The sequence below is a fragment of the Catenibacillus scindens genome (genome assembly GCF_014202115.1).
Lineage (GTDB): Bacteria > Bacillota > Clostridia > Lachnospirales > Lachnospiraceae > Catenibacillus > Catenibacillus scindens.
Genome location: NZ_JACHFW010000014.1, coordinates 1 through 24,163, shown reverse-complemented (window position 1 = coordinate 24,163; position 24,163 = coordinate 1). Strand labels below are relative to the sequence as shown.

At 46.1% G+C, this 24,163-nt stretch carries 20 protein-coding genes, 3 pseudogenes and 1 CRISPR repeat array; of the genes and pseudogenes, 8 read left to right on the top strand and 15 right to left on the bottom strand.

Features of this window, described 5'->3' with window-relative positions; genetic code table 11:
• From HNP82_RS14115 to HNP82_RS14095, 5 genes are all read left to right on the top strand, one after another.
• On the top strand, positions 1-873 hold the full coding sequence (locus tag HNP82_RS14115) for a sugar phosphate isomerase/epimerase family protein (protein ID WP_183775756.1): 873 nt from the start codon (positions 1-3) through the stop codon (positions 871-873).
• 12 nt (positions 874-885) lie between these two features.
• Positions 886-1,329: a C-glycoside deglycosidase beta subunit domain-containing protein gene (locus tag HNP82_RS14110; RefSeq protein ID WP_183775754.1), complete on the top strand. Its 444-nt coding sequence runs from the start codon at positions 886-888 to the stop codon at positions 1,327-1,329.
• A gap of 669 nt (positions 1,330-1,998) precedes the next feature.
• Entirely contained in the window at positions 1,999-5,604 is a 3,606-nt protein-coding gene (locus HNP82_RS14105; RefSeq protein ID WP_183775752.1) for an AMP-binding protein, read from the top strand.
• Positions 5,605-5,875: 271 nt separating this feature from the next.
• Positions 5,876-6,370, top strand: coding sequence for a DUF2798 domain-containing protein (locus tag HNP82_RS14100; RefSeq protein WP_183775750.1), 495 nt, complete (start codon positions 5,876-5,878; stop codon positions 6,368-6,370).
• A gap of 130 nt (positions 6,371-6,500) precedes the next feature.
• On the top strand, positions 6,501-8,978 hold the full coding sequence (locus tag HNP82_RS14095; RefSeq protein WP_183775748.1) for an excinuclease ABC subunit UvrA: 2,478 nt from the start codon (positions 6,501-6,503) through the stop codon (positions 8,976-8,978).
• A 29-nt stretch (positions 8,979-9,007) separates the two neighbouring features.
• On the opposite strand, the gene HNP82_RS14090 is transcribed toward HNP82_RS14095, so the two are convergent.
• From HNP82_RS14090 to HNP82_RS14080, 3 genes are all read right to left on the bottom strand, one after another.
• The gene (locus HNP82_RS14090) at positions 9,008-9,511 is read right to left on the bottom strand and encodes an HD domain-containing protein (protein ID WP_183775746.1); all 504 of its coding nucleotides are present in this window, start codon (positions 9,509-9,511) and stop codon (positions 9,008-9,010) included.
• A gap of 86 nt (positions 9,512-9,597) precedes the next feature.
• The gene (locus HNP82_RS14085; protein WP_183775744.1) at positions 9,598-10,128 is read right to left on the bottom strand and encodes a hypothetical protein; all 531 of its coding nucleotides are present in this window, start codon (positions 10,126-10,128) and stop codon (positions 9,598-9,600) included.
• Positions 10,129-10,193: 65 nt separating this feature from the next.
• Positions 10,194-10,625 (bottom strand): MarR family winged helix-turn-helix transcriptional regulator, encoded by a 432-nt coding sequence (locus HNP82_RS14080; RefSeq protein ID WP_183775742.1) that lies wholly within the window; start codon positions 10,623-10,625, stop codon positions 10,194-10,196.
• A gap of 66 nt (positions 10,626-10,691) precedes the next feature.
• On the opposite strand from HNP82_RS14080, the gene HNP82_RS14075 reads away from it, so the two are divergent.
• Both HNP82_RS14075 and HNP82_RS14070 read left to right on the top strand, forming a co-directional pair.
• Positions 10,692-11,414 carry a MerR family DNA-binding protein gene (locus HNP82_RS14075; protein WP_330599630.1) on the top strand — a complete coding sequence of 241 codons (723 nt, stop codon included), beginning with the start codon at positions 10,692-10,694 and terminating at the stop codon, positions 11,412-11,414.
• A 143-nt stretch (positions 11,415-11,557) separates the two neighbouring features.
• On the top strand, positions 11,558-12,508 hold the full coding sequence (locus tag HNP82_RS14070) for an aldo/keto reductase (RefSeq protein WP_243164782.1): 951 nt from the start codon (positions 11,558-11,560) through the stop codon (positions 12,506-12,508).
• A 100-nt stretch (positions 12,509-12,608) separates the two neighbouring features.
• Here the strand turns inward: HNP82_RS14070 and mutM are convergent, their stop codons facing one another.
• The 10 genes and pseudogenes from mutM to HNP82_RS14025 form a co-directional block, all read right to left on the bottom strand.
• Positions 12,609-13,436 carry a bifunctional DNA-formamidopyrimidine glycosylase/DNA-(apurinic or apyrimidinic site) lyase gene (gene mutM / locus HNP82_RS14065; RefSeq protein WP_183775739.1) on the bottom strand — a complete coding sequence of 276 codons (828 nt, stop codon included), beginning with the start codon at positions 13,434-13,436 and terminating at the stop codon, positions 12,609-12,611.
• Positions 13,437-13,483: 47 nt separating this feature from the next.
• Positions 13,484-13,903 carry an arsenate reductase/protein-tyrosine-phosphatase family protein gene (locus HNP82_RS18900; RefSeq protein WP_330599628.1) on the bottom strand — a complete coding sequence of 140 codons (420 nt, stop codon included), beginning with the start codon at positions 13,901-13,903 and terminating at the stop codon, positions 13,484-13,486.
• Positions 13,895-14,383 (bottom strand): annotated as a pseudogene (locus HNP82_RS18895) (DUF5714 domain-containing protein); the annotation flags it as partial. The gene HNP82_RS18900 and the pseudogene HNP82_RS18895, both read right to left, overlap by 9 nt.
• A gap of 195 nt (positions 14,384-14,578) precedes the next feature.
• The gene (locus HNP82_RS18890; RefSeq protein ID WP_183775737.1) at positions 14,579-14,803 is read right to left on the bottom strand and encodes a GNAT family N-acetyltransferase; all 225 of its coding nucleotides are present in this window, start codon (positions 14,801-14,803) and stop codon (positions 14,579-14,581) included.
• Between the two features lie 489 nt (positions 14,804-15,292).
• Positions 15,293-15,487: pseudogene (locus HNP82_RS14050) on the bottom strand (DUF3795 domain-containing protein); the annotation flags it as partial.
• Positions 15,488-15,510: 23 nt separating this feature from the next.
• Complete coding sequence (locus HNP82_RS14045; RefSeq protein ID WP_183775735.1) at positions 15,511-15,918, bottom strand: SRPBCC family protein; 408 nt, start codon at positions 15,916-15,918, stop codon at positions 15,511-15,513.
• 18 nt (positions 15,919-15,936) lie between these two features.
• On the bottom strand, positions 15,937-16,584 hold the full coding sequence (locus HNP82_RS14040) for a flavin reductase family protein (protein WP_183775733.1): 648 nt from the start codon (positions 16,582-16,584) through the stop codon (positions 15,937-15,939).
• Positions 16,585-16,862: 278 nt separating this feature from the next.
• Positions 16,863-17,417: direct repeats of the CRISPR family, unit length 31 nt; unit sequence ATTTCAATCCACGCCCCCGCGAGGGGGCGAC.
• A gap of 356 nt (positions 17,418-17,773) precedes the next feature.
• On the bottom strand, positions 17,774-17,941 hold the full coding sequence (locus HNP82_RS14035) for a hypothetical protein (protein ID WP_183775808.1): 168 nt from the start codon (positions 17,939-17,941) through the stop codon (positions 17,774-17,776).
• Between the two features lies 1 nt (position 17,942).
• A complete protein-coding gene (locus HNP82_RS14030) occupies positions 17,943-19,352 on the bottom strand; it encodes an RNA-binding domain-containing protein (RefSeq protein ID WP_243164781.1) in 1,410 nt (469 codons plus the stop codon).
• Positions 19,353-19,462: 110 nt separating this feature from the next.
• Positions 19,463-20,962: a recombinase family protein gene (locus HNP82_RS14025; protein WP_456298371.1), complete on the bottom strand. Its 1,500-nt coding sequence runs from the start codon at positions 20,960-20,962 to the stop codon at positions 19,463-19,465.
• Positions 20,963-21,013: 51 nt separating this feature from the next.
• Here HNP82_RS14025 and HNP82_RS14020 point away from each other — a divergent pair.
• Positions 21,014-21,406: pseudogene (locus HNP82_RS14020) on the top strand (IS66 family transposase); the annotation flags it as partial.
• A 278-nt stretch (positions 21,407-21,684) separates the two neighbouring features.
• Here HNP82_RS14020 and HNP82_RS14015 read toward each other — a convergent pair.
• Both HNP82_RS14015 and HNP82_RS14010 read right to left on the bottom strand, forming a co-directional pair.
• Positions 21,685-23,379, bottom strand: a complete 1,695-nt coding sequence (locus HNP82_RS14015; RefSeq protein ID WP_183775727.1) for a recombinase family protein — start codon at positions 23,377-23,379, stop codon at positions 21,685-21,687.
• Positions 23,369-24,091 (bottom strand): hypothetical protein, encoded by a 723-nt coding sequence (locus HNP82_RS14010; protein WP_183775725.1) that lies wholly within the window; start codon positions 24,089-24,091, stop codon positions 23,369-23,371. The genes HNP82_RS14015 and HNP82_RS14010 overlap by 11 nt, the downstream gene beginning before the upstream one ends.
• Positions 24,092-24,163: the final 72 nt, after the last annotated feature.

Below are 24,163 nucleotides of genomic sequence, written 5' to 3'. Positions count from 1 at the left end.
ATGTATCAATACCTGCGCAAAGGGCCAAAAAGGGGCATCTCTTTATACAGTTACTCTGCAGAATACGGCATGACAAAAAATCTTGAGGACTGTTTTGAAGATATGTATGACATGGGAGCCCATGGCCTTGAGATCCTTGCTAACACCCATATCGACGGATATCCTTACCCCACAGACCAGTGGGTAGATCAGTGGTTTGAGCTGCTGGATAAATATGAGATCGTCCCTGTGGAGTACGGCAACTGGATCGACTCCCATATTCTCGGTTTCAGGGAACTGACAACGGAAGAATCCTACGAAATGCTGGCAAGAGATATACGCCTGGCCGCCCGCCTTGGCTTCACTGTCATGCGGACGAAAATGCCGGTGATTAACGGCGATCTTGAGCCGGTAGAAAACTGGAGGGAGATCATTAAAATGGCACTGCCCCTGGCCGAGGAACACAACATCCGCATGTGCCCGGAGATCCACACCCCCAGCGTCCTCAACTCCAAAATGGTCAACGACTATGTGGAATTTATTGAGCAGACAGGCACTAAAAATTTCGGGTTAAATATTGATTTCAGTGTGTTCAGAAACCGCTACAGTGAAAATGAGCGCAAGCGCCCTGGCGTCCGCTGGAGCAACCCGGAGGAGCTGATTCCCCTGCTCCCCTACATTTACTGCTGTCACGCCAAATTCAACCATATGAGCGATGATTTTGAGGAGATGACCATCCCTTACAAAGAGATTGTTGATATTCTTGTAGATCACCAGTGGGACGGCTACCTTCTCAGCGAATACGAAGGGGCGGACAAATACGATCCCGGCTATGAAGTGGGTCAGACCCTGAGAAAACAGCACATTATGCTCAAACGCTATCTTGGAGATTAGGAGGGAGTTTTTATGCTTGAAAGACAAGTCATCCAGTCAGTTGGATTCAGAAATATTAAAGAAAATGGAAAAATCACCGGATTTCAGTTTAAAATACGTCTTCCCTATTACCGGGGCATCTTTTTGAGCCAACTCCGTCCTGGGACACTTTACGTGGACGGCGAAAAGGTTGACCGTGAGGATATTATATGGAACATTAACGGTCAGGATCATACCTTTGAGGAAATGAAGTCCAACATGGAAGACCACTGGGCCACCACCACCCCGGCCATTTTGAAAGTGCCAAAAGAAGGCGGCTTATCCCAGGGATACCACGACCTAACTTATGGATTCTGCTTTACATCATCCTATATGCCGCCGGCCATGCAAAACAACCTGGACCCGGATAAAGAAGCCTTTATTTTCATGCCGGAATTTGGCCATCACGTCAACAGCCGGCGTCTTATTATCGTGTAAAAGTGTAACGGTTCGAAGCGGTCTTTAGCGCGTCGGAACTTTTGGCAGCAGTTCGGTCATCAGGTATGGGCAAGATTATGCCTGCATATGGATCTTGTTGCGCTATTCCCAGTCAAATCCCCGCAGCAAGCTGACGTGACATGAAAATAGTTAGCGCAGCGTAAGCTGCGGGGTATTTGGTCTTCGCTCCGCTGCGGACAGTGCTAAACGTGTGCCACTGGCACACAGCATTCCTGGCGGCGTTCGCCAAATTGACGTGCGGGCGCGTCCGCTTGACTCAGCGCCCGCAGGAATAAATCAAACTGCTGCTTTTTTTATAAAATTCTCCTTTTTCCCGGAATCTTAAAATTTCTTCTCTCCCTTTTCCCTGGTGTCAATGCGAAAAATTACCATTTTTAGACCTTTAAAATATAGCAGATTGCATAGATATGTTTTTTCGACCGACGTTTTGTTTTTTTGTTTTATGTCAAAATATATAAAAATATGACTTTTATTTTAAATTGTATTTTTTGCAGATATTTGCTATATTATTCGCGTAACATAAATCTGCGGCGCAGGCTCATCCATATTCGACCAAAAGTCGAATGCATGGCTTCCCCCGCAAAATTGCAGCCATCCCTCTGGCGGATGAATAGCTGCAAAAGAAGAAGTTTTAAGAAGAGGATTGTTATGATTACTTACGAAAACACAAAAACCATTTATGATCTAGTTCAAAATGCCGGAAAGGAGTACGGTGACCGGGTCTTCATCCGCTACGAAGACAACGACGTGATCTATGACGTTACATACCGCCAGTTTGCCGATGAATGTAATGCCATTGCCGCATGGACAAAAGAGCAGGACGCTGCCGTGGGCCACAAAGTCCAGGTTGGCCTTATGGGAAGCAGCAGCCACCATTATCTTGCCGTGTTGCTGGGCGTCATGAGCAACGGAAACACCGTTGTACCTTTAGATATCCAGCTTAACATTGACAATTTTTCCGACTGTCTCAACCGTTCCGATGTGGACATTCTCTTTTACGACTGGGAGCATCATCCCCTTGTGGAAGGTACCAGGCAGCGCTGTCCCCGGATCAAATCTTACATATCTCTTCAGCACGGCAGGCATGTCCCCTGTTCAGACAATATTTTAAAAGAATTTGCCGGCCGTACCGTTACACCTCATGTTTCTGAAAATGACTGCGCGATGATCCTTTTTACCTCCGGAACTACCGGCAAAGGCAAGGGCGTCATGCTTTCCAACCGCAATCTCATTGACAATACATTCTGCACAGTAGATAAAAAACCCCAGACCAATGAAGTTTACTTAAATATTCTGCCTATCCACCACGTTTTTTGCATTAACAGCGACGTTTTAGCCGCCATGCGCCGCGGTATTCTTGTATGCCTGAACCGGGATATGAGCAAACTTGTGGAACACCTCCGTCTTTTTGAGCCCACATCATTCCGCGCCGTGCCTATGGTGGTCAAAGCCTTATATAACCGGTTGTGCCTGCTGAAAAAGCAAAATCCCGACCGTTCCATAGAAGATCTGAAAGGTGAAGTTTTTGGCCGCCGTCTCCACCGTATTGTATGCGGTGGCGGATATCTTACACCGGAACTGGCGAAAAATTATATGGATCTTGGCATTACCATCGCCCAGGGCTACGGTATGTCTGAATGCTCCCCCGTTATCTCCGCCCCGGACTGGGACCGCCCGGACAAAGTGGCCTCTGTGGGAAAAATCGTGGACCGCTGCCAGGTTCGCATTGTGGACGGAGAAATCCAGGTCAAGAGTCCTTCTGTAATGATGGGCTATTACAAAGATCCGGAAAATACAGCAAAGGCGATTACCGATGACGGCTGGCTGCGCACCGGGGACCTGGGCTATGTAGATGACGAAAACTTCCTCTATCTCACCGGGCGGAAGAAAAATCTGATCATTTTAAGCAACGGCGAAAATGTAGCGCCAGAAGAAATCGAGCGCATGTTTGAGGATGAAACCATTGTGGAAGATATCCTTGTCTTTGAGGAAAACGACACCATCACTGCGGAAATCTATCCTAATTTCAAATACGCGGAGGCCAACGACATTGAGGATATTGAAGGTGCTGTAGGCGAGAGCATCGCAAAAATCAACCAACAGCTCCCCACTTTTAAGCGGATCTTAAATTTCCGTGTCCGCAAAGATCCCTTTGAAAAGACAACGTCCCGCAAGATCATCCGCTCCAATTATTTCAGCCAGCGTCAGGCTGAGCGTGAAAATCTGTCCAGACTTATCCCTCCAAAAACTCCTATGCAGCAAAAAATTTTTGACTGCGCAGCCGGCGTTTTAGGCCACCAACAGTTTGGCATTGACACAGATTTTTATAAGGCCGGCATGGATTCCATGGGAAGCGTCCTTTTGCTGACAGAACTGTCGGAAAAACTGGATTTTTCCATTACCCTGGACGATCTTATGGCTCACGCTTCTGTGGAAAAACTGGAAGCCTACTATGAACAGACATTAAAGGAAGATAAAGTGGACTACTCTGTCCGCCCGGTTTACCCTCTCACCAACCTTCAGATTTACTTTGCCTATGTGATGCGGGGCAATACAACGGCCAATCTTCCGTCGCTGATCCATCTGGACGACAGCGTTGACCTTGTCCGCCTGCAAAAGGCCGTGGAAGACCTTTTCGACATCCATCCCGGCTTAAAATCCATTATCCAACTGGATGAGGGGGTTTATAAAAGCTTCCGTGACGATGGCAGAAAAATAAATATTCCCATCATTAAACAGAGCGATGAGGAATTTGATGAAACCCGTAAACATCTTCTCGTGCCATATATGTACGAAAAAGATGAGCCTCTCTATCACGCAGGCATTTACCAGACTGACAGCGCCAACTATCTTTTCCTGGATATCGCCCACATTGTCGGCGACGGCATGACATTAAAGATCCTCTTTGAAGATCTCAATGACCTCTACGCCGGCAAGCCGGTGGAGAAAGAACAGTATACTTTATACGAGTTTGTTCTGGACGAAAAGGCGCGGGAGGCCAAAGGCAAGCATGAACAGGATATCGCCTACTATCTGAAACTGACCAAAGATATGCATATCCGCAAGAGTATACTGACGCTGAGAAACTTCCATGATCTGGATCACGGCGAGAACGCTTCCCTGAGAGGCCGTTTTTCCATCAGCCCCAACCAGCTTGCCGCTTTTTGCCGGAAAAACAGAGTTTCGGAGAACGTTATGTTCCTCACTGCTTTCAATTACTGTATCAGTATTTTCAGCAATGAAAAGGACGCCGTCAGCACAAGTATCCACAGCGGACGGACCGACAGCCGCTGGACCCGCCTTGCCGGGCCGCTCTTTACAAGCTACCTGTTCCGATACACCAACGTGCCCCACGAGACCGTTCCCCAGCTTCTGTCAAAATCCGCCAGACAGATCATGGAGACTATGCGCTGCCACCTTTCAGCACTCCACGCCGATGAAATGTTCTTCCAGTATCAGGGCGACATTCTGAATCTGGATGAGATCGGCGGCGCTCCGGCCCACAGAGAGCCTATCCAGTTAGACGCCCTGCCATTCCATCTCCAGGTTATGTCCAACAAAAAAGGATTTTATTTCTATGAGCTGAGATACTGGAAAAACCGGTTTGATGAGCAGCAGTTAAAGATTTTCATGGAGTGTATGGACGTTATTATGGAAGCCATGCTCACAGAACCGTCTGTCCGCCGTCTGAAAAAACATCTTCCGGAACATCTTTTCCCGAAGCATTACTTTGTAGAAGCCGGCACAGTCAACGAGGCGGCAGGTTTTGAGATGATCCACGATGTTTCCGCCGACACATTGGTCAAAGCTTATGTTTTTGATGACACATGCCGCAAACAGCCTTTTAGCGCCTGGGGAAATCTTTATATCATGGATCACCCCACAAAAGACTGGACAGACAAAATCACCAACCCATACGGCCCAGGCATCCTCTATCAGACCGGCCTTAACGCCCGCATTCTGCCCGACGGCAGCCTGGATGTCCTTGAGGCATGCGGCCGCACAGTCATGACGGAAAACCTGACCGGAAGAACCTTCCTTGATCTTGGGAAGCTGGAACATGTCCTTGAGAACTACGAGGGCATTGACAGCGCCCAGGCCTACATCGGATGGAGTGAGAAACATCGTCCAATCCTCTGCGCCGACATTACCGGAAAGCAGGCGCCGGATATGAATCGCCTCAACGAATATTTGGCCGGCACATGCGAGCCCACCCTCATTCCCGGAAAGATCAACTTTTCAGCCAGTGTATAATCCAGGGCGCTCAGTTCATCATGAAGGGAACAGGCTGGACTTTATGCAAGCATAGACCATCCTGTTCCTTCATGATGGCTGAACTGTCTCAAAAACTTCTTGCCCCGTGAATAATTTTTTGCTATAATAGTTTCTGGTAAAAAACAGACATGACGCATGTCTTAAACACACAATAGAAATAAGTCTTCCAAGGCGTAGTCTATTTGTATAGACTGCGCCTTTTATCTGTTTTTCACGATTATATTAACATGATCACAAAGGAGGACTTTTTATGCCAAAGACAAAATTTCAGGAATTTATTTACGGAGTGCTTATGACCTTTTTTATGGTCATCGCCATGGAACTGTATAATGCGGGAGTGCGCTCAGGGACATTAACCTACAGCGCCTTTCCCTCCGCCTTTCTTGAAATGCGTTTTATGTTTCCCATCTGTTTCGTCATGGGATTTTTCTTTATTGACCGCCTTGCGCCAAAAATCGCCTTTAAAATGGCTGTCCCCGGCAAAGACAATCCGGTTTTAGTCACCACTGTGCGGGCCTGTGTCACTGTAGTTTTCATGTGCCCTATTATGAGCTTCTGGGCCACCATGATCTTTAAACAGCCTGGGATCAACTTTCTTCCCATATGGCTTCAGACTATCGCCTGCAACTTCCCTATGGCCCTATGCTGGCAGTTATTTTTCTGCGGCCCGCTGGTCCGGTTTTTATTTCGGCATATTTTCCCGTCCACGGCCAAGTCAAAAGCTCCGGCGCGGGCCGGCCTATGAGGCGTAAATCCGGCAGCGGCGCAGGCATGTCCGCCTGACGCTTTGCCAGCGGCAGTCATTGCCGGGATTGACATGTCATCCTCACAAACGTATACTCAATATAGTGTTTTCTCATGAAAGGATGACCTGTATGATCAATAACATTCTAATCCGGGGCGCCAGGGTCCATAATCTGAAAAATATTAATGTTGACGTCCCTTTGAATCAGATCGTCGGCATTGCCGGCGTCTCCGGTTCAGGCAAATCTTCTCTGGCTCTGGGCGTTCTCTACGCCGAAGGCTCCCGAAGGTATCTGGAAGCCCTCTCCACCTATACCCGGCGGCGGATGACTCAGGCCTCCAGGGCGCCGGTGGATGAAGTCCTGTATGTTCCCGCGGCTCTCGCCCTCCATCAGAGGCCGGGCGTCCCAGGGATACGGAGTACTTTCGGCACAGGTACTGAACTTCTCAACAATCTCAGGCTTATGTATTCCCGTCTTGCCAGCCATCGGTGCCCCAACGGCCACTATCTCTCCCCGTCTCTGGCAGTTGCCGCCGGACAGCCCCTGACCTGCCCGGTCTGCGGTGAAAAATTTTACCCCCCATCCGCCGAGGAACTTGCCTTTAACAGTCAGGGAGCCTGCCCCACCTGCGGCGGCACCGGCACTGTCCTTACTGTGGACCGCTCCACCCTTGTCCCAGATGAAACACTGTCCATCGACCAGGGTGCCGTCGCTCCATGGAACTCCCTCATGTGGTCTTTAATGACCGATGTCTGCAGGGCTATGGGTGTGCGCACAGATATTCCCTTTTATCAGCTTACAGATAAAGAGAAAGATATTGTCTACAATGGTCCGGCAGAAAAAAAGCATATTCTATATCAATCCAAAAAGACCAACCAGGCCGGTGAGCTGGATTTCACCTATTTTAACGCGGTTTATACTGTGGAAAACGCCCTGTCAAAAGTCAAAGATGAGAAAGGAATGAAAAGGGTTGAGAAATTTCTGAAGCATGATCAGTGCCCTGGCTGCGGCGGGACACGTCTGTCAAAAACTGCCAGAGCGCCAAAAATCAATGGAATCTCCTTAGACCAGGCATGTCAGATGACATTGGCTGAACTTGCCCTGTGGGTATCCCAGATCCCAAAGTCTATGCCAAAGCCTATGATCCCCATGGCTGAAAGTATCTGCGCTTCTTTTGACGGAGCTGCCCGCAGGCTTCTGGACCTTGGGCTTGGCTACCTGACTCTGGACCGGGCATCCTCCACCCTCTCCACAGGAGAGCGTCAGCGGATGCAGCTTGCCCGGTCCGTGCGCAACCGCACTACCGGCGTCCTCTATGTCCTGGACGAGCCTTCCATCGGTCTTCACCCATCGAATATTGAAGGTCTGGTCAATGTTATGAAAGATCTCATAGCTGACGGAAACTCTGTCATCCTGGTGGATCACGATACCCAGATCCTGTCAAAAGCTCAGTGGATCATTGAAATGGGGCCAGGGGCCGGAGCCAGCGGCGGTCAGGTGATCGCCCAGGGAACTCCCCAGGCTCTTGAAAAAGATCCTCAGTCCCAGATCGGCCCATTTCTCGGAAACGGCAGCGCTGACCCCATACGCCCACAGACTGACAGCTCTCACATGTTTGATCTGGGGAAAATCCATATATCCACAGGCCCGATCCACACTGTGAAACCCCTGGAAGCCGACCTGCCTAAAGGGCGGCTCATCGCCGTTACCGGCGTATCCGGATCCGGGAAAACAACGTTTATACTTGAAAGCCTTGTCCCTGCCCTGGAAGCGTCGATTCAGGGGCAGAAACTTCCCGAACATGTCCATTCCGTCAGCGCTCCCGGCATCGGCAGAGTCAAATTAATCGACGCTACCCCTATCGGTATTAATGTGCGCTCCACAGTGGCCACCTATGCCAACATCCATGATGAACTGCGCAAAATTTTTGCGAAAACCCCGGAGGCAAAAAAAGCCGGCTTCAAAGCCGGAGATTTTTCCTACAATACAGGGAAGCTTCGCTGCCCTGTCTGCGACGGCACCGGTCAGATCCGCCTGGACGTACAGTTTCTTCCCGATGTGGATATTCCCTGCCCCCAGTGCCGCGGTTCCAGATACAGCAAGGAGGCTGAAAAAATCCACTATGTCACAAAAGAGGGCGGCGCCTTTTCACTTCCTGAAATTATGGCCATGGACGTGGACAGCGCTTTAGAGGCTGCCAAAGACCTTAAACTTATCTGCCAGCGCCTTCAGGTCCTTCACGATCTTGGCCTGGGCTACCTCACATTAGGGGAGGAGACGCCGAGCCTTTCCGGGGGCGAAGCTCAGCGCCTGAAGCTGGCCAGCGAAATGGGCCGGGCCCAGTCGGACGCTGTCTTTGTTTTTGACGAACCTACCATCGGCCTTCATCCTTTGGATGTGCGCACCCTGCTCAATGTCTTTGAGACGCTCATCGCCAACGGAGCCACCGTTATAGTCATTGAACATGACCTTGATGTAATCCGCAGCGCCGATTATATTATTGACATGGGCCCCGGCGGTGGGGACGCCGGCGGCCGCATCGTGGCCATGGGAACCCCGGCAGATATTAAAGGCTGCGTGGAAAGCTGTACCGGAAAATATTTATAACTGCAAAAAAATTCTATTTTCCAGGGAGATTATATTCTTCCGCAGGCCTGTCTGCAATTTTCAAACATTTTCCGGCCAAGCTCTGTCTGAAACAAAGCTTCGGAGGCTTTGGCGGCCTCCCCTTCCAGACCGCCTTCATAGCCATTAACGATAATATCCGCCTCGATGAGTAATTGCAGTACGCGATCTCTTTCATGAGTATAATCGTGGTGTCTTTGGACAGCCACTGTCACCGGCGGGATAAAAGACGGCGGATATCCGGCCTCCATAAGGAACTTTTTTATAAGGTAAGGCGCCTCTTTCTGCTGATTTTCCTGGCAGGCATCCCCATGATAATGCTCCTTACAGTATTTAATGGGAATGTCGTGAAGGATGGCCGCCGCCTGTAAAATCTCCCGTTCTTCTTCCGGGAGTTCTTCGCTCTCCCCCAGCAGTTTTGCCAGGGCATAAACTTTTAGAATATGTTGTGTGCGCCGGGGATGCCCTTCCTCGTAAAGGAGGGCGTCCCTCAAAAGTTTCGCTTCACTGTTCATGATCTGTCATCCTTCCCCAGTCAAAGGGCTTTCCTCCATCAATATTTTTATTTGTTATATTCACAGATGCTCCTCTTTCCTCGTCACTATTCACAGTAACCTTGTCTCATATATTTTCTGTAAGCTTTAAATTCTTTCCTAAAACGGCGCCTGCGTTCTTTTTTATTCATATTTTGAATATCCTCTTTTTGGGGCAGATTTTCATGTCCCTGGGATAACTCATCAAGGATATGCCTTACCGCCGCGTCCCCCTGGAGTTTCTGCTTCTGGAGAATATATTTTGAATAAACGTTCCTTACATAAAGTCCACGCTTTTCCATATCATGTTTCGCGGATTTTAACGCCTTCAATTCCCTGCTTCCCCCGGTAACAAAGATCATATGACTTTCTCTCTTATCGGCAATAAGCCGCCATATAATGTGCAAAACAGAGTAGGGCACTTTTCCGTTTTCACTTTCAAATACAAGGCCAATCTGTCCGCCAGTTTTATAAATCAACTGTTCATTAACATACTCTGACGCCTTCTCACATTCTACATGGTCAAATTTTGCAAATTCCGCCGCGTAATCCCGGCAGCTCTTTTTTGTATCGTCATAAAATAATACTAAATCTTTCATATAGACACCTCCGCTATTATATATGAGAGGCCGCCTGAAATTATGCGGATGGGCGCCTCTCCTGTTTATAAAGCATTTTTCACATTTTGACTGACTTTTTTTACTACAGATATTAATACTTTCTGTTCTTCTTCTGTCACATTCTCAAAAATGATATCCTTGATATTCTGAAAAGTCTTTTTTAACTCTTTGATAATTTCCCCCGCTTTCTCTGAGAGATAGTTGTGGGTACACCTTCTATCCTCCTGGTCCTGTATCATCTGAATATATCCTTTTTTCTGAAGCCGGGTCAGAGACTGGGATATATGGCCTCTTGTAAACATATTCAACTGCATAATATCCGTTGATGTATTATGATCATCTGACTTATAAAGGAACAGCAAAATACGCATATCTATCTTCTGCAATCCATACTGCTGTTCAATAGGCCCCAGCTTTTTTTCCAACAAACGGCGAAACTGTGTCCCATATAAAAAGGACTCTAATGCATCATTCATTTTTTTCTCCCGAATATAGTTCAATTTTAAATTATTTATTTTTATAATATATCAGAATAATAAGCTATTGTCAAGGAAGGCCGTTGGCTCGGCCGGCTTTGCTATTACACCTACTCTCAAAGCCCCACCTTAGAAACCATTTTAATGCTGCGAGAATTAAATGTGTCGATTCCAGAAATCCAGACTTTTTTGTCAAACCGTTCTGCGGAGAATATGGAGCAGCTATTGCGGGAAAAAATTACCGAGTTAAATCACACGATTTCTAATTTGAAAAGTATTCAGCAAGCATTAGTAAGCCGTCATCAAGATATGTCAACAATCCTGAACATTGATCTAGCAAATATTTGTATCATAGAGCAGAAAAAATCTTATTTAGTCACTGTGCCGACTAATGCAAACGCAAGTGCTGAAACAGAAATTGAGAGCATGATTAACAAGGCAAAACAATACCAGTTACACCCTCTGCATGATGCCGCATACGGTTCCATGATTCCGGTCGAAAGTCTATACCAGGGAGATTTTCAAAACTATTCCGCTTTATACTTTGAACTTCCAACCTCTACATCAAAAAGAGGATTGCATACCAACCTCGCCGGAAAATATCTGAGGGCTTTCTGCAAAGGCAGTTGGGATAAGCTGCCGGGCAGATACAAAGAAATCCTTACTTATGCCAATAAGCAAGGATTCTCTTTGACAGGGTATTCTTATGAAACGGGTATCAACAAAACAGTCATTGACGATTTCAACGACTATATCACACAAATTGAAATACCAATCAAATCGGAATAATGTAGGCTGCTGTCTACCAAATTCTTGTGTGTTACTTTATAGCACATGAGTATTCTCCCCTGGCAGAAAAAGAAACGATCTGCCCGGAAGATTTGTGGGATAAACCGTTGATCGTTTCCCATCAAAAGGGGGATGATGTATATTTGAATCAATGGCTTCATCGGGAAGAGTCAGAACTGCATATTGTGGCCACCTACAACCTGCTTTTTAACGCTTCTCTGTTGGTGGATGAAGGACTTGGATACGCTCTGTGCTACGACAAGCTCATTAACACTAAAGGCAGCAATCTTTGTTTTCGTCCATTTTCCCCTCGCTTAGAGGCGCACGGGTTTATTGTCTGGAAAAATATCAGGTATGCCCTGCATGGAAATACCTGCATAAATGCGGTAATTACCGCAATAAAAAGCGGATACCGCCTGATTGACACTGCATCCTTCTACGGAAATGAGAGGGAAGTTGGCGAAGGCATCCGTAAATCCGGTGTGGCGCGGGAAAAAATCTTTGTGCAGACTAAGCTGTATCCGAACCAGTACAGCCAGGCCGCCAAAGCTATTGACGAGGCACTGAAAAAGCTGAATATTGACTATATTGACATGATGCTCCTGCACCATCCTGCATCAAACGATGCGGCGGCATATCAAGCCATCGAAAAAGCTATACAAAACGGCAAAGTGCGCACCGCTGGTATATCCTGTTACTACATCCAGGAGACAGATTTTTTCCTGCCAAAGGTTTCCGTAAAACCGGCTCTGATTCAAAATGAGATCCACCCCTACTATCAGGACAGCTCCGTGGTGGAACACATCCAGAATAAAGGGATTATCGTTCAGAGCTGGTATCCTCTGGGCGGACGAGGCTATACCAAAGCACTTCTGAATGATCCTGTACTGCAAAAGATCGCAGCAGCACACAGAAAATCTGTAGCTCAGGTGATCCTTCGCTGGAACCTGCAAAAAGGTGTGTGTGTTATCCCCGGCTCCAGCACCACGGAGCATATCCGGGAAAACATCTCGATTTTCGATTTTGCACTGACAAAACAGGAAATGGAAGGTATTTCCACTCTGAATAAAAACGAAAAACACGATTGGTACTAACAGGAAAACAATTCACCCCAGGCAATTTTGTCCGGGGTGTAGTTTTTAGAAGAATTTGCTATGTGAACAATCATCGCTATAATTATTAGCTTACCAATATTTAACTTTTCTGACAAGCCGGGCAGTACACGCTGCTCCTGCCGCCGATCACAATACGGCAGAGAGTTTCCCCGCAGACCGGGCAAGGTTCGCCGCCGTGTCCATAGACCTGTAAAAACGGCGTATTGCGGTAGTCCTGTCCCTTTGCCGCCAGATATTCCTCCGGCGTGGTTTTGTTCTTTTCGGCAAAAAATGCCAGCCGCTCTGGAATAAGCGAAGCAAGACGGCTCCATTCTTCAGTTGTCAGCGTATTGCCAGGCCGTGCCGGGTGAATGCGGGCTGCAAATAATATTTCATCGGAATAGATATTGCCAATCCCGGCAATCACACTCTGGTCAAGCAGGCATTCCTTGATAGCTTTCTTACGCTTTCCCAGGCGTGCGGCCAAGTATTCCCCAGAGAAACCAGGGGCAAAAGGTTCCACGCCCAGTTTTTCCATTCCACTATATGTATCTGCTTCTCCCAGCCTCAGCAGCCACAAACGCCCAAATCGGCGTGTATCGGAAAAACGCAGTTCCCTGCCGCCGGACAGATGGAACACAAGGTGGGTATGTTTTTCTTCCGGGTAATCTGCCGGCATCACCAGCAGGCAGCCGGTCATCCGCAAATGCAGGATGATCCGGTCGCCGCTTTCCATACAGAGAATCAGGAATTTCCCTCTGCGCTGTATTCCGGAAAATACCTGACCGTTAATTCTCCGGCAAAATTCATCAGCGGCAGGATGGGCGATCACTTCCGGACGGCTGACAGTGACCTGCTCAATGGCAAACCCTTGTATCTGCGGTTCTAGCACCCGCTTAATGGCTTCTATTTCCGGTAATTCAGGCATGGCTGTCACGACCTTTCTTTGCAGATTTTTCCTTTTCTTTTCCCGTATTACCACTCCATTTCTCTGAACTGCCGTATATTCTTTTCTATCTTTCGGATGACATCCAGGAAAAACCGGTCATTCTTTCCTGTTGGATCATCCAACCCCCAGTTGACTCTCTGCTTTCCGGGAATGTTGGGACATGCCACATTGCACCCCATAGACACATACAGATCCGCCTCCGGTATATCCTGGATCAATTTTGAATACTGATCTCTTTCCATGTCGATCCCATATTCCTGTTTCATCAGTCTCACCGCATCCCGATTGATCTGCGGCTTAGTTTCTGTTCCGGCAGAATAACAGTCACAAAAATCAGATAAATACTTCTTTCCCAGAGCTTCAGCAATCTGACTCCGGCAGGAATTATGGACACAGATAAAAGCAATCTTCTTTTTCTTTTTGCAGAACGGACACCGTGTCCCGATACACTGGTTATTCTGACCGCTGTAGGAACAGCAGATCCTGGGCTGCTCCATAGCGATCCTCAGTTTTTCTCTGACAAAATCAACCGCCTGAAGAATAGAAAGATAGGAATCCCTCTTGCAGCACCGGGGACCGCCGATTTCCCCAATGGCTCCCAGCGCCTTTGCCGTCATCTTATGGGACAGGCCAAAATTGTCCTTTCCCAGGGGGGTGGAACCCGTAACAATGGAGAGAAACATTCCTGTACTGATCCCGGCGCCGCAGGCGCCCCAGAATCCGCAGGCGCCTCCCGGCACCGACTTCCCCCTGCCGTTCATCTCCACCAGAGCCTTTCCCAGATCAATATCTCCGCCGGAATTTTTATAAGCTGTCAAAAGCGCCATCCCCACCATGACATGATGCTCCGGACCATGCATATGGCAGAAAGGCTGGGACATCATCTGGTTAAGGATGATCACCGGGTTTTTGGAAGTCTCCCCCATACATATCCCAATCAGACTGTCAATCCCCTGCATATGGCATTCATTGCATACATAATGGCCATTGACACAGCGGGTTTTACTTTTTTCCTTTTTATGGCACAGTTCGCACTCCATTTCAATATCTTCCTTCAGATATTCCAGGGGCGCTTTACAGATCAGACATTCTTCTTTCATTTATTCCACCACTATTTCGACTTATGCCGGAACCCTTTCTTTCATTCTTCTCCATTCTTCTTTCGTCTGGCAGGAAATATGTTCCGTCCGTAAAAGGCCCTCTATAGCGCGGTGAACATTTTCACTTGTATGAACAGACCATCCAGCTATAGGTTCCACATACGGATGGCTTGCATATCGGTATAAATCCTCTGCGTCACTCTCCTCCCATGGGGGGAGAATCAGTCTCTCTGTCTCCAAAATCATATCTTTATACCTCCCTGTCATTGGCATAACCTTATAAATGAAAATCCTCTCCCTAAATCTGTCTAAAGATGAAAATCATCCATAGCCGCTTCGCGGCTATTGTACCATGAGATTTAAATTCTGTCTATTGTTCCGTTCACAGAATCCTACATCTGAAACAGAACAGTAAAGTAATATTTCCGTGAGGTTCCCTGCGCGTTTGCCCAAACGCCTCACTCATCCGATACATCATCACTCCTTTCGTTTCCATACACAAAAAGCACCAATCCTTTCTGACTGATGCTCTTGGCAATATGAAATATCAGTATCATCTAACTCAACCGTTTAAGATTTATCACTATCTTTTGATAATCAATTGAGGAAAACTTTTCACCTGAAAGCAAATCGTTGACAGTAATATCTAACGTCTCACACAATGGCAGCATGAGAGAAATTTCCAGAAGTCCTTTTCCGCACTCCCATTTGGAAATCATTTTGCCGCTAATGGAAAGCGCATTTACGAATTTTACACATATGGTCATAAAATACTGTTTTTACTTCATCCGCACGACAGCCTTCACAATTAATATGTTCCGGTAAAATAGGCGCATTATTTAACTCTGCCCACAGCTTCGCTGTTTTCTCCCACAAAGCCTGATCATCATTAACGGCGGCTATGTACGCGTCGCATTTTTCGCAGTCCAATCCTCAGTATCCAATCATATCTTTCATAGGTTATTTTCCTCCAATGCTTTTCTTATGTCTGCAACAAACTGTGCCTGCTGCTTTTTCAGATATGACTTCACCAAAAGTTTCAGCAGCCATGTTTTCGCTTCCACACGCTCCGTAAAATCTATCTCTGTTTCATTTCCTTTATCCGTAAAAATACCGATCCAATGACCTGTCATATTGCTGTTTTCCATATCAAATTCCCAGCGTCTGTATGGCTCAACAAGCGTCACGGTAAATGCCGTAGAGTAGCCGTCCTTGGTATATTCGATGAAGTGCTTGTCGCTGATAACTTCTGTCTTACTCAGGCCGCTTCTCCAAGCTCCATAATTTTCAACATTCAAAACCAGCTCCCACACTTTGCGAAGCTCTCCAGGAATCAGTGCTTTTATATTTGAAGTTGCCATTTTAGCACCCTCCTCAAATCAGTCATATTTCTCAATATGCACTGTTGCAATCGCCGACTGATTCGGCTCTCCGGTAATAAGGTCTTGCGGCGCAGGCACAAGCAGCATAAATCCATCTTTACCATATCTCTGTTCATATCCTTGTGCATAGGATTCTTCAACAGAGATATGCTGTACCTGCCCGATTACCATAGATGTAATTCCCGCACCGCTTAAATCCCGTATTTCTTTCAAGGTACATTCCATAGTGAGAAACGCTTCGCTAATTGCAGGTGCGTGAATAGTTTTAGCATTGGAAACCGTAAAGCCTCCTGCCGCAAATTCATCGTCATTCATTTCATTTTGATGAATAGTCTTTACCAGCTTATCGTAGCAATTTATCGGAAGAAAATTGATACAAAAACATTTTTCCCTTTGGATATTAGCATAGGTGTGGGTATGCTGATATAAATTTCCCATCACAGCGAAAAAAGCAGTCTTATCTCCGTGGAAACAACTCCAGGAATGAAAGCAAACATTCGTTTTCCCGTTTTCTTTCCAAGTCGTGATAGCAAAAAGAACGTTCGGTATTCCTGCCGTTACCTCAAAATGAGAAAACAAATCAAATTCCTCCGGATATGCCGGTTTAAAATACTGCGGAAAATCCTTTCTAATCTCGATCTTCATACTGCACCTCCTAATTCATCAGGATCAAAGGTTATTATTGGTTGCGTTAATAATTTAGATTTATCATCCTTCTTCATCCTCAATTTTCCCCTCGAAAATTGAATATTTCCATCCATATGTTCCGGAAATCAATCTTCACCCTTGCTTACCATATTCGTTCAATTTAGCAGTATATCTGTCTAACTTAACATGAATATTAAGCAAAAGCTCTGTACTTAAATCCTCGGTTTCGTGAGTGGAGCGACGATCTATGAAGCGCTGGAAAATATAGGCCTGGAATTTCAATCCACGCTCCCGCGAGGGGGCGACCAAAATGGTCCATCCGTATTATATGTATCAGGTATTTCAATCCACGCCCCCGCGAGGGGGCGACGTAATACAAATAAAGCAGCCGTAATAGAACCAAATTTCAATCCACGCCCCCGCGAGGGGGCGACCGTCATTTCGTCCTGGGATAGATAGCGATTTCCGTATTTCAATCCACGCCCCCGCGAGGGGGCGACACAGTATCTTGTAGACTCAGGAGTGTTCGTAAATAATTTCAATCCACGCCCCCGCGAGGGGGCGACGATGTTGCCCGTGCTATACCACTTTTCATCGTTATATTTCAATCCACGCCCCCGCGAGGGGGCGACTAAAAAGTTCTTCGACAGTCATGTCGTTGTTTGCATTTCAATCCACGCCCCCGCGAGGGGGCGACCGCTCTTTTCGGATGGATTATGGCAGGATATTGACATTTCAATCCACGCCCCCGCGAGGGGGGCGACACACTCCTTGTTATTCCGTCCGCACATGGTACGTCATTTCAATCCACGCCCCCGCGAGGGGGCGACAGCAATTTCAGCCAAAAATCCTTTACTATTTTCAGCTAAAATTAACAATTTTTCAAATTATAAACATTATTTTACTTTTTATAATTTACTATTTTTTGTAAAATACACTTCATTTGTGCATTTTTTGTGGTGCGAATCCCCCGGCATTTTCATGTCTGCTTCCTGTTCGCCTCATACTTTATCCGCGTCCATACACTTCTGTCATAATATGAGTTTCTCGATAAATGGGCATACATTTCTGTGATAGTCTGCTCTTTATACGGTGTATTTAAAAAATGTGACATAGAAATTGCCATGCATCTTGCAAAAATATCATTCGACATACGAGGCCTCCAATCAAAAATATCCTACAGTCCTTACTCTCCGCAACTACCAAGTTCATCCATTTCCAATTCCACTTCAATATGTTTATCTGTTTTAAGTTTGGAAAGAAACACCACAGTCTCAACATGCCCCGAGACACCAGCATGAATGTCACCCGTATGAGGAAACATATCATTAAATTTGGTCGTCTGTGGAAACATATCAATCCTCATGAACTTTCCAGTATCCTGCCTTCCTGGATCCAACACGCTCTATATAGCCATATTTTTTCAGTACAGACAATCCCCTGTCGATTGTAGTCTTCCCCAAACCGAGCAGTTCCATCAGTCGCACCTTTGTAATGTTGGGATTATTTCTTATTTCAGCTAGGATACGCACTTGCGTTTGATTTAAGCCATACTCGCAGTTTTTATTACCCCCTTTATTGCCCTCTTTATTACCCACTCTATCGCCCATGACATTAATCCAGTTAAACGGAATCGTGACAACAATCGAATTCTCCCTGAATTCGTAGGCATTTCTTCCATAGCGCTGCGTGACGATTGGCACTCCTCTGCCTGTTTTCTCACTGATATGCAATTGAAGGAAAATCTCAGACAGCTTCTTGTTCACTGGGATTGACTCTCCAGCGAAAAAGCCTTCCAATGTCTGTCCTGGCGCAAGTGTACCACGTGAAAGAATTTCTATCCTGTCTGAAAAGACTGTAAACATAGGTTCGTTTCCTGATACCCATAAGTTATGAACAAAAGCATTGATCACAGCTTCACGGAATGCATCATTTTCGAACAGCGGAACTTCTTTTCTTTCCACAACACGATCCGTTTCATCCGCCTGAATAATATTTAGCACGTCCCCATAACGGAGTACCTCGTCCAGCGAATACAGCAGGCACTGGTTCCCGAATTCTCTCACAGAATACATATTATCGGCTTTGGTCTTTCCAGAAAAGATTGCTGCTCGTATCGGCATATGCGAATTGTCCGAGAGCAGCTGTGCCAACAAATTATACTTTCCATCCTCTGTATAAAAAGAAAAATTCTTCTTAAAGGTATCAATGTTCAATTTTATGCCTTTTGCCCCGTAGTAGATTAAAAGCTTTTCAAATGTCAGATCCTGGTATTCGGATGGTGTGTTCTCCAACGTCGGCAATCCATGCCGCAGAACATCAAACAAATATGCTTCCTTTTCCGGATACTTTCTCAAATTTTCTTTGCTTGAGCCAATACGAATATATCGTTCTCTTGCGTAGGAAACAGGAACTGTCTTTGCCGCTGGGATCATAAGCAGCACAACCCTTTTTCCTTCCATCTGCAGCTCCTTAAAATCAAAATTAATATCAGGGCTGCACTTTCTGCGCAGATAATGCTTCAGCGGCTCATGATTAATATCCTGGTCAAAATCGAAGCCTGTTCCGACAATTTCATGTGTCTTATCATTGATACCCCAGACAAAATATGCATACTTTTTCCCCTCAATCGCAGCGCTGTTAGCCAATGCTGATATATATTCACCCAGTTCATCTGCAGAAAACCAGTTTTCCTTAAACTCGAACCATTCTTTTTCTTTATCGTAAGAACGCAGTTCATTTACAACCTCTTCAAAAGTCATCATTTTTATCACCTCAAAATTTTAATACCCACTTTATTACCCACACGCATTATATCACATGTGGGTAATAAAGTGGGTATTAAATTTCAAATTTTCAGTTCTTTCTCTTACTGTCAGGAATCCACATCTACGCTCAATCCCGATTTGAATTCAACAACCAGTTTCTCATCGTACACCACAATTTTCTCAATGAGCCTCCTGACCAGAGCCTCTGAGTATTCTGTGACAGCTGTTGATTGCTCCTCCAGAAAGGAAGCGAGAGTATCGATACGCTCCTTCAGTTCCACGTTTCTCGCTGCAGCAGTCAATATCTCCTGACGTTTTCCCCTGAGTTCGATAATCGCATCCCCTATTTCATCAATTTTAGCCTGATCCTTTCCTGCACTCAGCAGCTCCTCCTGTTTTGCTTTGATCTCCAGGTCAACCTCCTCAAGCAGATTTCCCGTATCTTCGCATAGGACTGCACGGATGTTCTCCTGCAAAACCGGAATCACCATATCCCTTCTGGCCCAGGCATCGTTAACAGCTGTGACCACAGCATTCTGTAGATCCTCTTCGTGAATGGTTCGAGCCGGGCAATCAATTCCGCTGCTCTTTTTAAGAACCCGGCTTACGCAGCGCCAGACTGTAGATTTGCAGCCTCGGTTATTCCACTTGATTCTGCGGTAGATATCCCCGCAGTGTCCGCAGAAAACGATGCTGGATAAGGCATATCTGGAGCTGTAAATCCGCTTCTTTCCATCCTGCAGGATATTGGCTCTTCTGGAAATCTCTGCCTGTACCCGTAGAAACACATCCTTATCGATAATTCCTTCGTGGCTCCCTTCCACATAATATTGAGGCGCATATCCAGTGTTTGCCACCCGCTTCTTCTCCAGAGTGTTTACAGTGTAGGTCTTTTGCAGCAGTGCATCTCCGATATATTTTTCGTTGGTAAGGATCTGCTTAATGTTGGTTTCATACCACTTTGCATTGCCTGCCCCGTTGAGAATTCCATCCCTCTCCAATCCTCTTTTAATCTGAAGGAAGCTCCTTCCTTCCATATACTCAGCATAAATCCTCCGGACAATCATGGCCTCCTCCGGTACGATCACCAGCTTCCCACTCTCATCCTTTGTGTACCCAAGGAAACGATTATGATTCACCTGCACCTTTCCCTGCTGGTTTCTGAACTGAATCCCGAGTCTGACATTTGCAGACAAAGATTCTGATTCCTGCTGGGCCAAAGCCGCCATGATCGTCATAAGGACTTCTCCTTTGGCATCCAGGGTATTGATGTTCTCCTTTTCAAAAAACACTGCAATGTTTAAGCTTTTCAGTTCCCTTGTGTATTTCAGGCAATCCACGGTGTTTCTGGAGAACCGGCTGATCGACTTTGTAAGGATCATGTCGATTTTTCCTTTTCTGCAATCCTCGATCATACGATTAAAAGCTTCTCGCTTTGCCGTGTTGGTGGCAGAAATCCCGTCATCTGCATAAACCTCCACCAGTTCCCATTCCGGATTGCTCTTGATATAGGAAGTATAATGCTCCACCTGCATTTCATAGCTGGACTCCTGCTCTTCAAATTCTGTAGATACTCGGCAATAGGCCGCCACTCTTGTCTTCTGCACCTGTTTTGATGCCTTTTGCGTACCAACCATACGCTTTGCCGGTATTACCGTTACTGGTCATGGCTTGAAACAGTGAACCCAGCTGGCGGAAGCCGTCTGGCCAAAGCGGTGACCTATGCGAAAAACCAGAAGCCATATATGGAGAACTACTTGTTGGATGGGCGGTGCTCCATATCGAACAATATCGCAGAAAATATCGCCCGCCCCTATGCGGTAGGGCGGAAAAACTTCCTGTTCCATGATACTGTAAAAGGCGCCCGGGCCAGTTCCATCATTTACAGTTTAGTAGAAACTGCAAAACTCAACAATCTGAACATCTACGCATATCTGGAGACTGTACTGCTCTATATGCCGGACTACAAAAATGAGCCCGAAGGTATAGAAGAGCTGATGCCATGGTCTGACATGATACAGCAGAGATGCCGGATCAAATCGAAAAGTTGAAGTTGGAGTATTTTACTTCAACTATAGCGGAATACCTTGTGAAAAGATAGCCATTATTTTATTGAGCGCTTACTTTTTATCTGACAGCACTTCCCCCGTTACACTCACAAAAAAGCAGTCCTATAGCCACGTCCACGCAAAAAGCAACCCTATAGTCTCCACCTCTGTTTTCCCAGACTACATCTCTATTGTCAAAACAGCAAAAAAGGGATTCCGGCAGACTCCCTCGTTCAGGGCAATCTATCGGAATCCCTTGATTTTAGCCGTTTTCGTCCAACTTATTCCTGTTTTCTTGACAGCAGTACTACCGTCTCGACTGTTGTTTCATTGAGCAACCGAATTGCTCTACCCTCTTTACCATCATAATATATCGGGAACTTGAAGTCGATCTCATCTACGATGCGCTCGTTTGTCTTTTTGTCCGGATATATCGTTATACTTTCTATGAAGTTCTGGAAGAACTCCTTCTTTTCAAGGTCTGACATTTTGAAGTAGATATCGTCAAAGTGTTCTAAGACCTTGTAAAGTTCCTGTGCCGTCAGATGCTCTCCGTACACTGCATTGATTTTATCAGTTATATCCTGAATGGCATCCTCGACCTCGCTGATCTTATCATACAGGTTATCCAGCCTGTCCTGCATATCCTGATACTTTCGATCATAGTGCCTGTCGTTCACATCCAGAGCATCTAACATATCAGTCAGCTTTTTCTTTGCTCCAGATAGTTGTCTGAGCTGTCCTCGAAGCTTCTCTCTTTCGGTCTCTAGCTGGCTGACATCAACCTTCTGTCCCAGCTTATCCTGTATGAAGCCCATGAAGCTTTCATCATTGACCATATCGCTGATGACTGCTTCTATCTGATGATTCAGCTCATCCTGGTTCAGAGAAGGTTTGTAGTCGCAGAAATGATCATCATCAATTTTCTTTCTGTGAAGGCACCTGTAATAGAAATCATCCTTATACTCGCCGCTCTTCTTGTTCTTTCGTCTTCGGACGGTTCCTGCAAGGCCCGTCCCACAGATCGGACATTTGATAATACCCGAAAGGATATGCTCGTGGTCAAGGCTGTGAGTCTTGTTCCACTTTACCCCCATTTCTTTCCGCTTTGCCTGCGCGGCTTCCCACAACTCATCACTAATGATAGCATCGTGCTTGCCTTCAGCGATCAAAGGATTATCAACCTTTACCCTATGATACTGATCCCTGGTTCCCTTAACCTTTTCCGTTGTACTCTTACCGTAAGCAATCTTCCCGACATAGACCGGATTATCAAGGATTCGCGCCAGGAAGGTTCTGGTGAAATAATTGTTTTCCTGAGCCCGTGTTTTCTTCTTGGTATAGCCATGCTGATTCAGATAATTGCAGATGGAGTCCAACCCCATATCTTCATGAACATATTTCTGGAAGATGATCCTGACCACTTCTGCAGCCTCCGGATCAATTGTGATGGTGTCGTTCTCCTTATCAAGATTGTAACCAAATGGAGCTTGTCCGCCATTCCATTTTCCTTCACGAGCTTTCTGCTTTCGGCCTTCCATCGTCTGGACCAGAATATTCTCACGTTCGATCTCAGCTACAGCAGATAATACTGTGATTGTAAGCTTTCCGGAATCCTTCGATGAATCAATGCCATCCTCAACGCATATCAGATTAACGCCAAAGTCTTGAATATACTGAAGGGAATTCAACACATCTGCTGCGTTACGCCCGAAGCGGGACAGTTTGAATACCAGAATGTATTTTACCCCATCACGGTCATTCGCCACGTCCTGAAGCATCTGTGTAAACTCAGGCCGTCCGATTATACTCTTACCTGACTTACCTGCATCACAGTACTCTCTAACTATCTCCATGTGCTGAAAATCAGCGAACTTTGTAAGTCTTTCCTTTTGAGCTTCGAGACTGTACCCCTCAACCTGCATTGAGGTGGACACTCTCATATAAATATAGCATCTGTCTTTTTTAGCTTTCATTTGTCACTACCTCACTGTTTGGTATCATCTCTACAGAAGGATCCAGCATCCTATAATGCTTCAGGGCATCAATGATGATATGTTCCTTTGCAGCCGGGCACGTAGGTACATGCTTTTCAGGATCAGCAGCCATATTATAGTTGGCTCCCATATCTATTCCGTATTTCCGTTTGATCTGTGCAATGTACAGAGAAGAAACCTTAACGCCATTCGTTTCCAGAATATATTTCTTTAACTCTGCATAGGTCGCTTTGGCTTCTGCCTTAGTCAATGCCTGCTTTGTGCAGTCAAGCGTAAAGCAGATATCATCGTCTTTATCACCTTCCGGAGTAAGAATGTCCTCCCCGTATTCAGTGGAGAAACGGAACGATATGCTTTTCAGCATCTTGCCATCCTTACGTGTTTCCGGTAACACCTCTATATGATCAATAAACAACCTGTACATTTCACGACGCTCCTGGCAGCTCATATGATCATATAGCTTCGTGAAATGATTCAGCATTCGTTCTATATTCTCAGAGGCTTTGAATCCCTGCTTTAAGGATTCCAGCTTACGCATGATGGATCTGATCTTTCTTTCGATTTCCTCTATCTTATCATAGCCTTCATCAATCTCAGCCAGAATCTGATCATAGGTGACCTCATATCCATCAGCTATAATGTCTAACGCATCCAGCTGTTCTCCAAGCTGTTGTCCGGCACTTTCTACCAACCTTTTTTATCCCAAATCCTGCAAAATAAACGAACCCCCAGAGTAAAAGATTCTGACGGATTTTCCCGCACT

Bases quoted from the DNA above. Each gene is read 5' to 3' on its own strand.
- HNP82_RS14115 (WP_183775756.1), top strand. From the start codon at position 1: ATGTATCAATACCTGCGCAAAGGGCCAAAAAGGGGCATCTCTTTATAC.
- HNP82_RS14110 (WP_183775754.1), top strand. From the start codon at position 886: ATGCTTGAAAGACAAGTCATCCAGTCAGTTGGATTCAGAAATATTAAA.
- HNP82_RS14105 (WP_183775752.1), top strand. From the start codon at position 1,999: ATGATTACTTACGAAAACACAAAAACCATTTATGATCTAGTTCAAAAT.
- HNP82_RS14100 (WP_183775750.1), top strand. From the start codon at position 5,876: ATGCCAAAGACAAAATTTCAGGAATTTATTTACGGAGTGCTTATGACC.
- HNP82_RS14095 (WP_183775748.1), top strand. From the start codon at position 6,501: ATGATCAATAACATTCTAATCCGGGGCGCCAGGGTCCATAATCTGAAA.
- HNP82_RS14090 (WP_183775746.1), bottom strand. From the start codon at position 9,511: ATGAACAGTGAAGCGAAACTTTTGAGGGACGCCCTCCTTTACGAGGAA.
- HNP82_RS14085 (WP_183775744.1), bottom strand. From the start codon at position 10,128: ATGAAAGATTTAGTATTATTTTATGACGATACAAAAAAGAGCTGCCGG.
- HNP82_RS14080 (WP_183775742.1), bottom strand. From the start codon at position 10,625: ATGAATGATGCATTAGAGTCCTTTTTATATGGGACACAGTTTCGCCGT.
- mutM (WP_183775739.1), bottom strand. From the start codon at position 13,436: ATGCCTGAATTACCGGAAATAGAAGCCATTAAGCGGGTGCTAGAACCG.
- HNP82_RS18890 (WP_183775737.1), bottom strand. From the start codon at position 14,803: ATGATTTTGGAGACAGAGAGACTGATTCTCCCCCCATGGGAGGAGAGT.
- HNP82_RS14045 (WP_183775735.1), bottom strand. From the start codon at position 15,918: ATGGCAACTTCAAATATAAAAGCACTGATTCCTGGAGAGCTTCGCAAA.
- HNP82_RS14040 (WP_183775733.1), bottom strand. From the start codon at position 16,584: ATGAAGATCGAGATTAGAAAGGATTTTCCGCAGTATTTTAAACCGGCA.
- HNP82_RS14035 (WP_183775808.1), bottom strand. From the start codon at position 17,941: ATGTTTCCACAGACGACCAAATTTAATGATATGTTTCCTCATACGGGT.
- HNP82_RS14030 (WP_243164781.1), bottom strand. From the start codon at position 19,352: ATGATGACTTTTGAAGAGGTTGTAAATGAACTGCGTTCTTACGATAAA.
- HNP82_RS14015 (WP_183775727.1), bottom strand. From the start codon at position 23,379: ATGAAAGCTAAAAAAGACAGATGCTATATTTATATGAGAGTGTCCACC.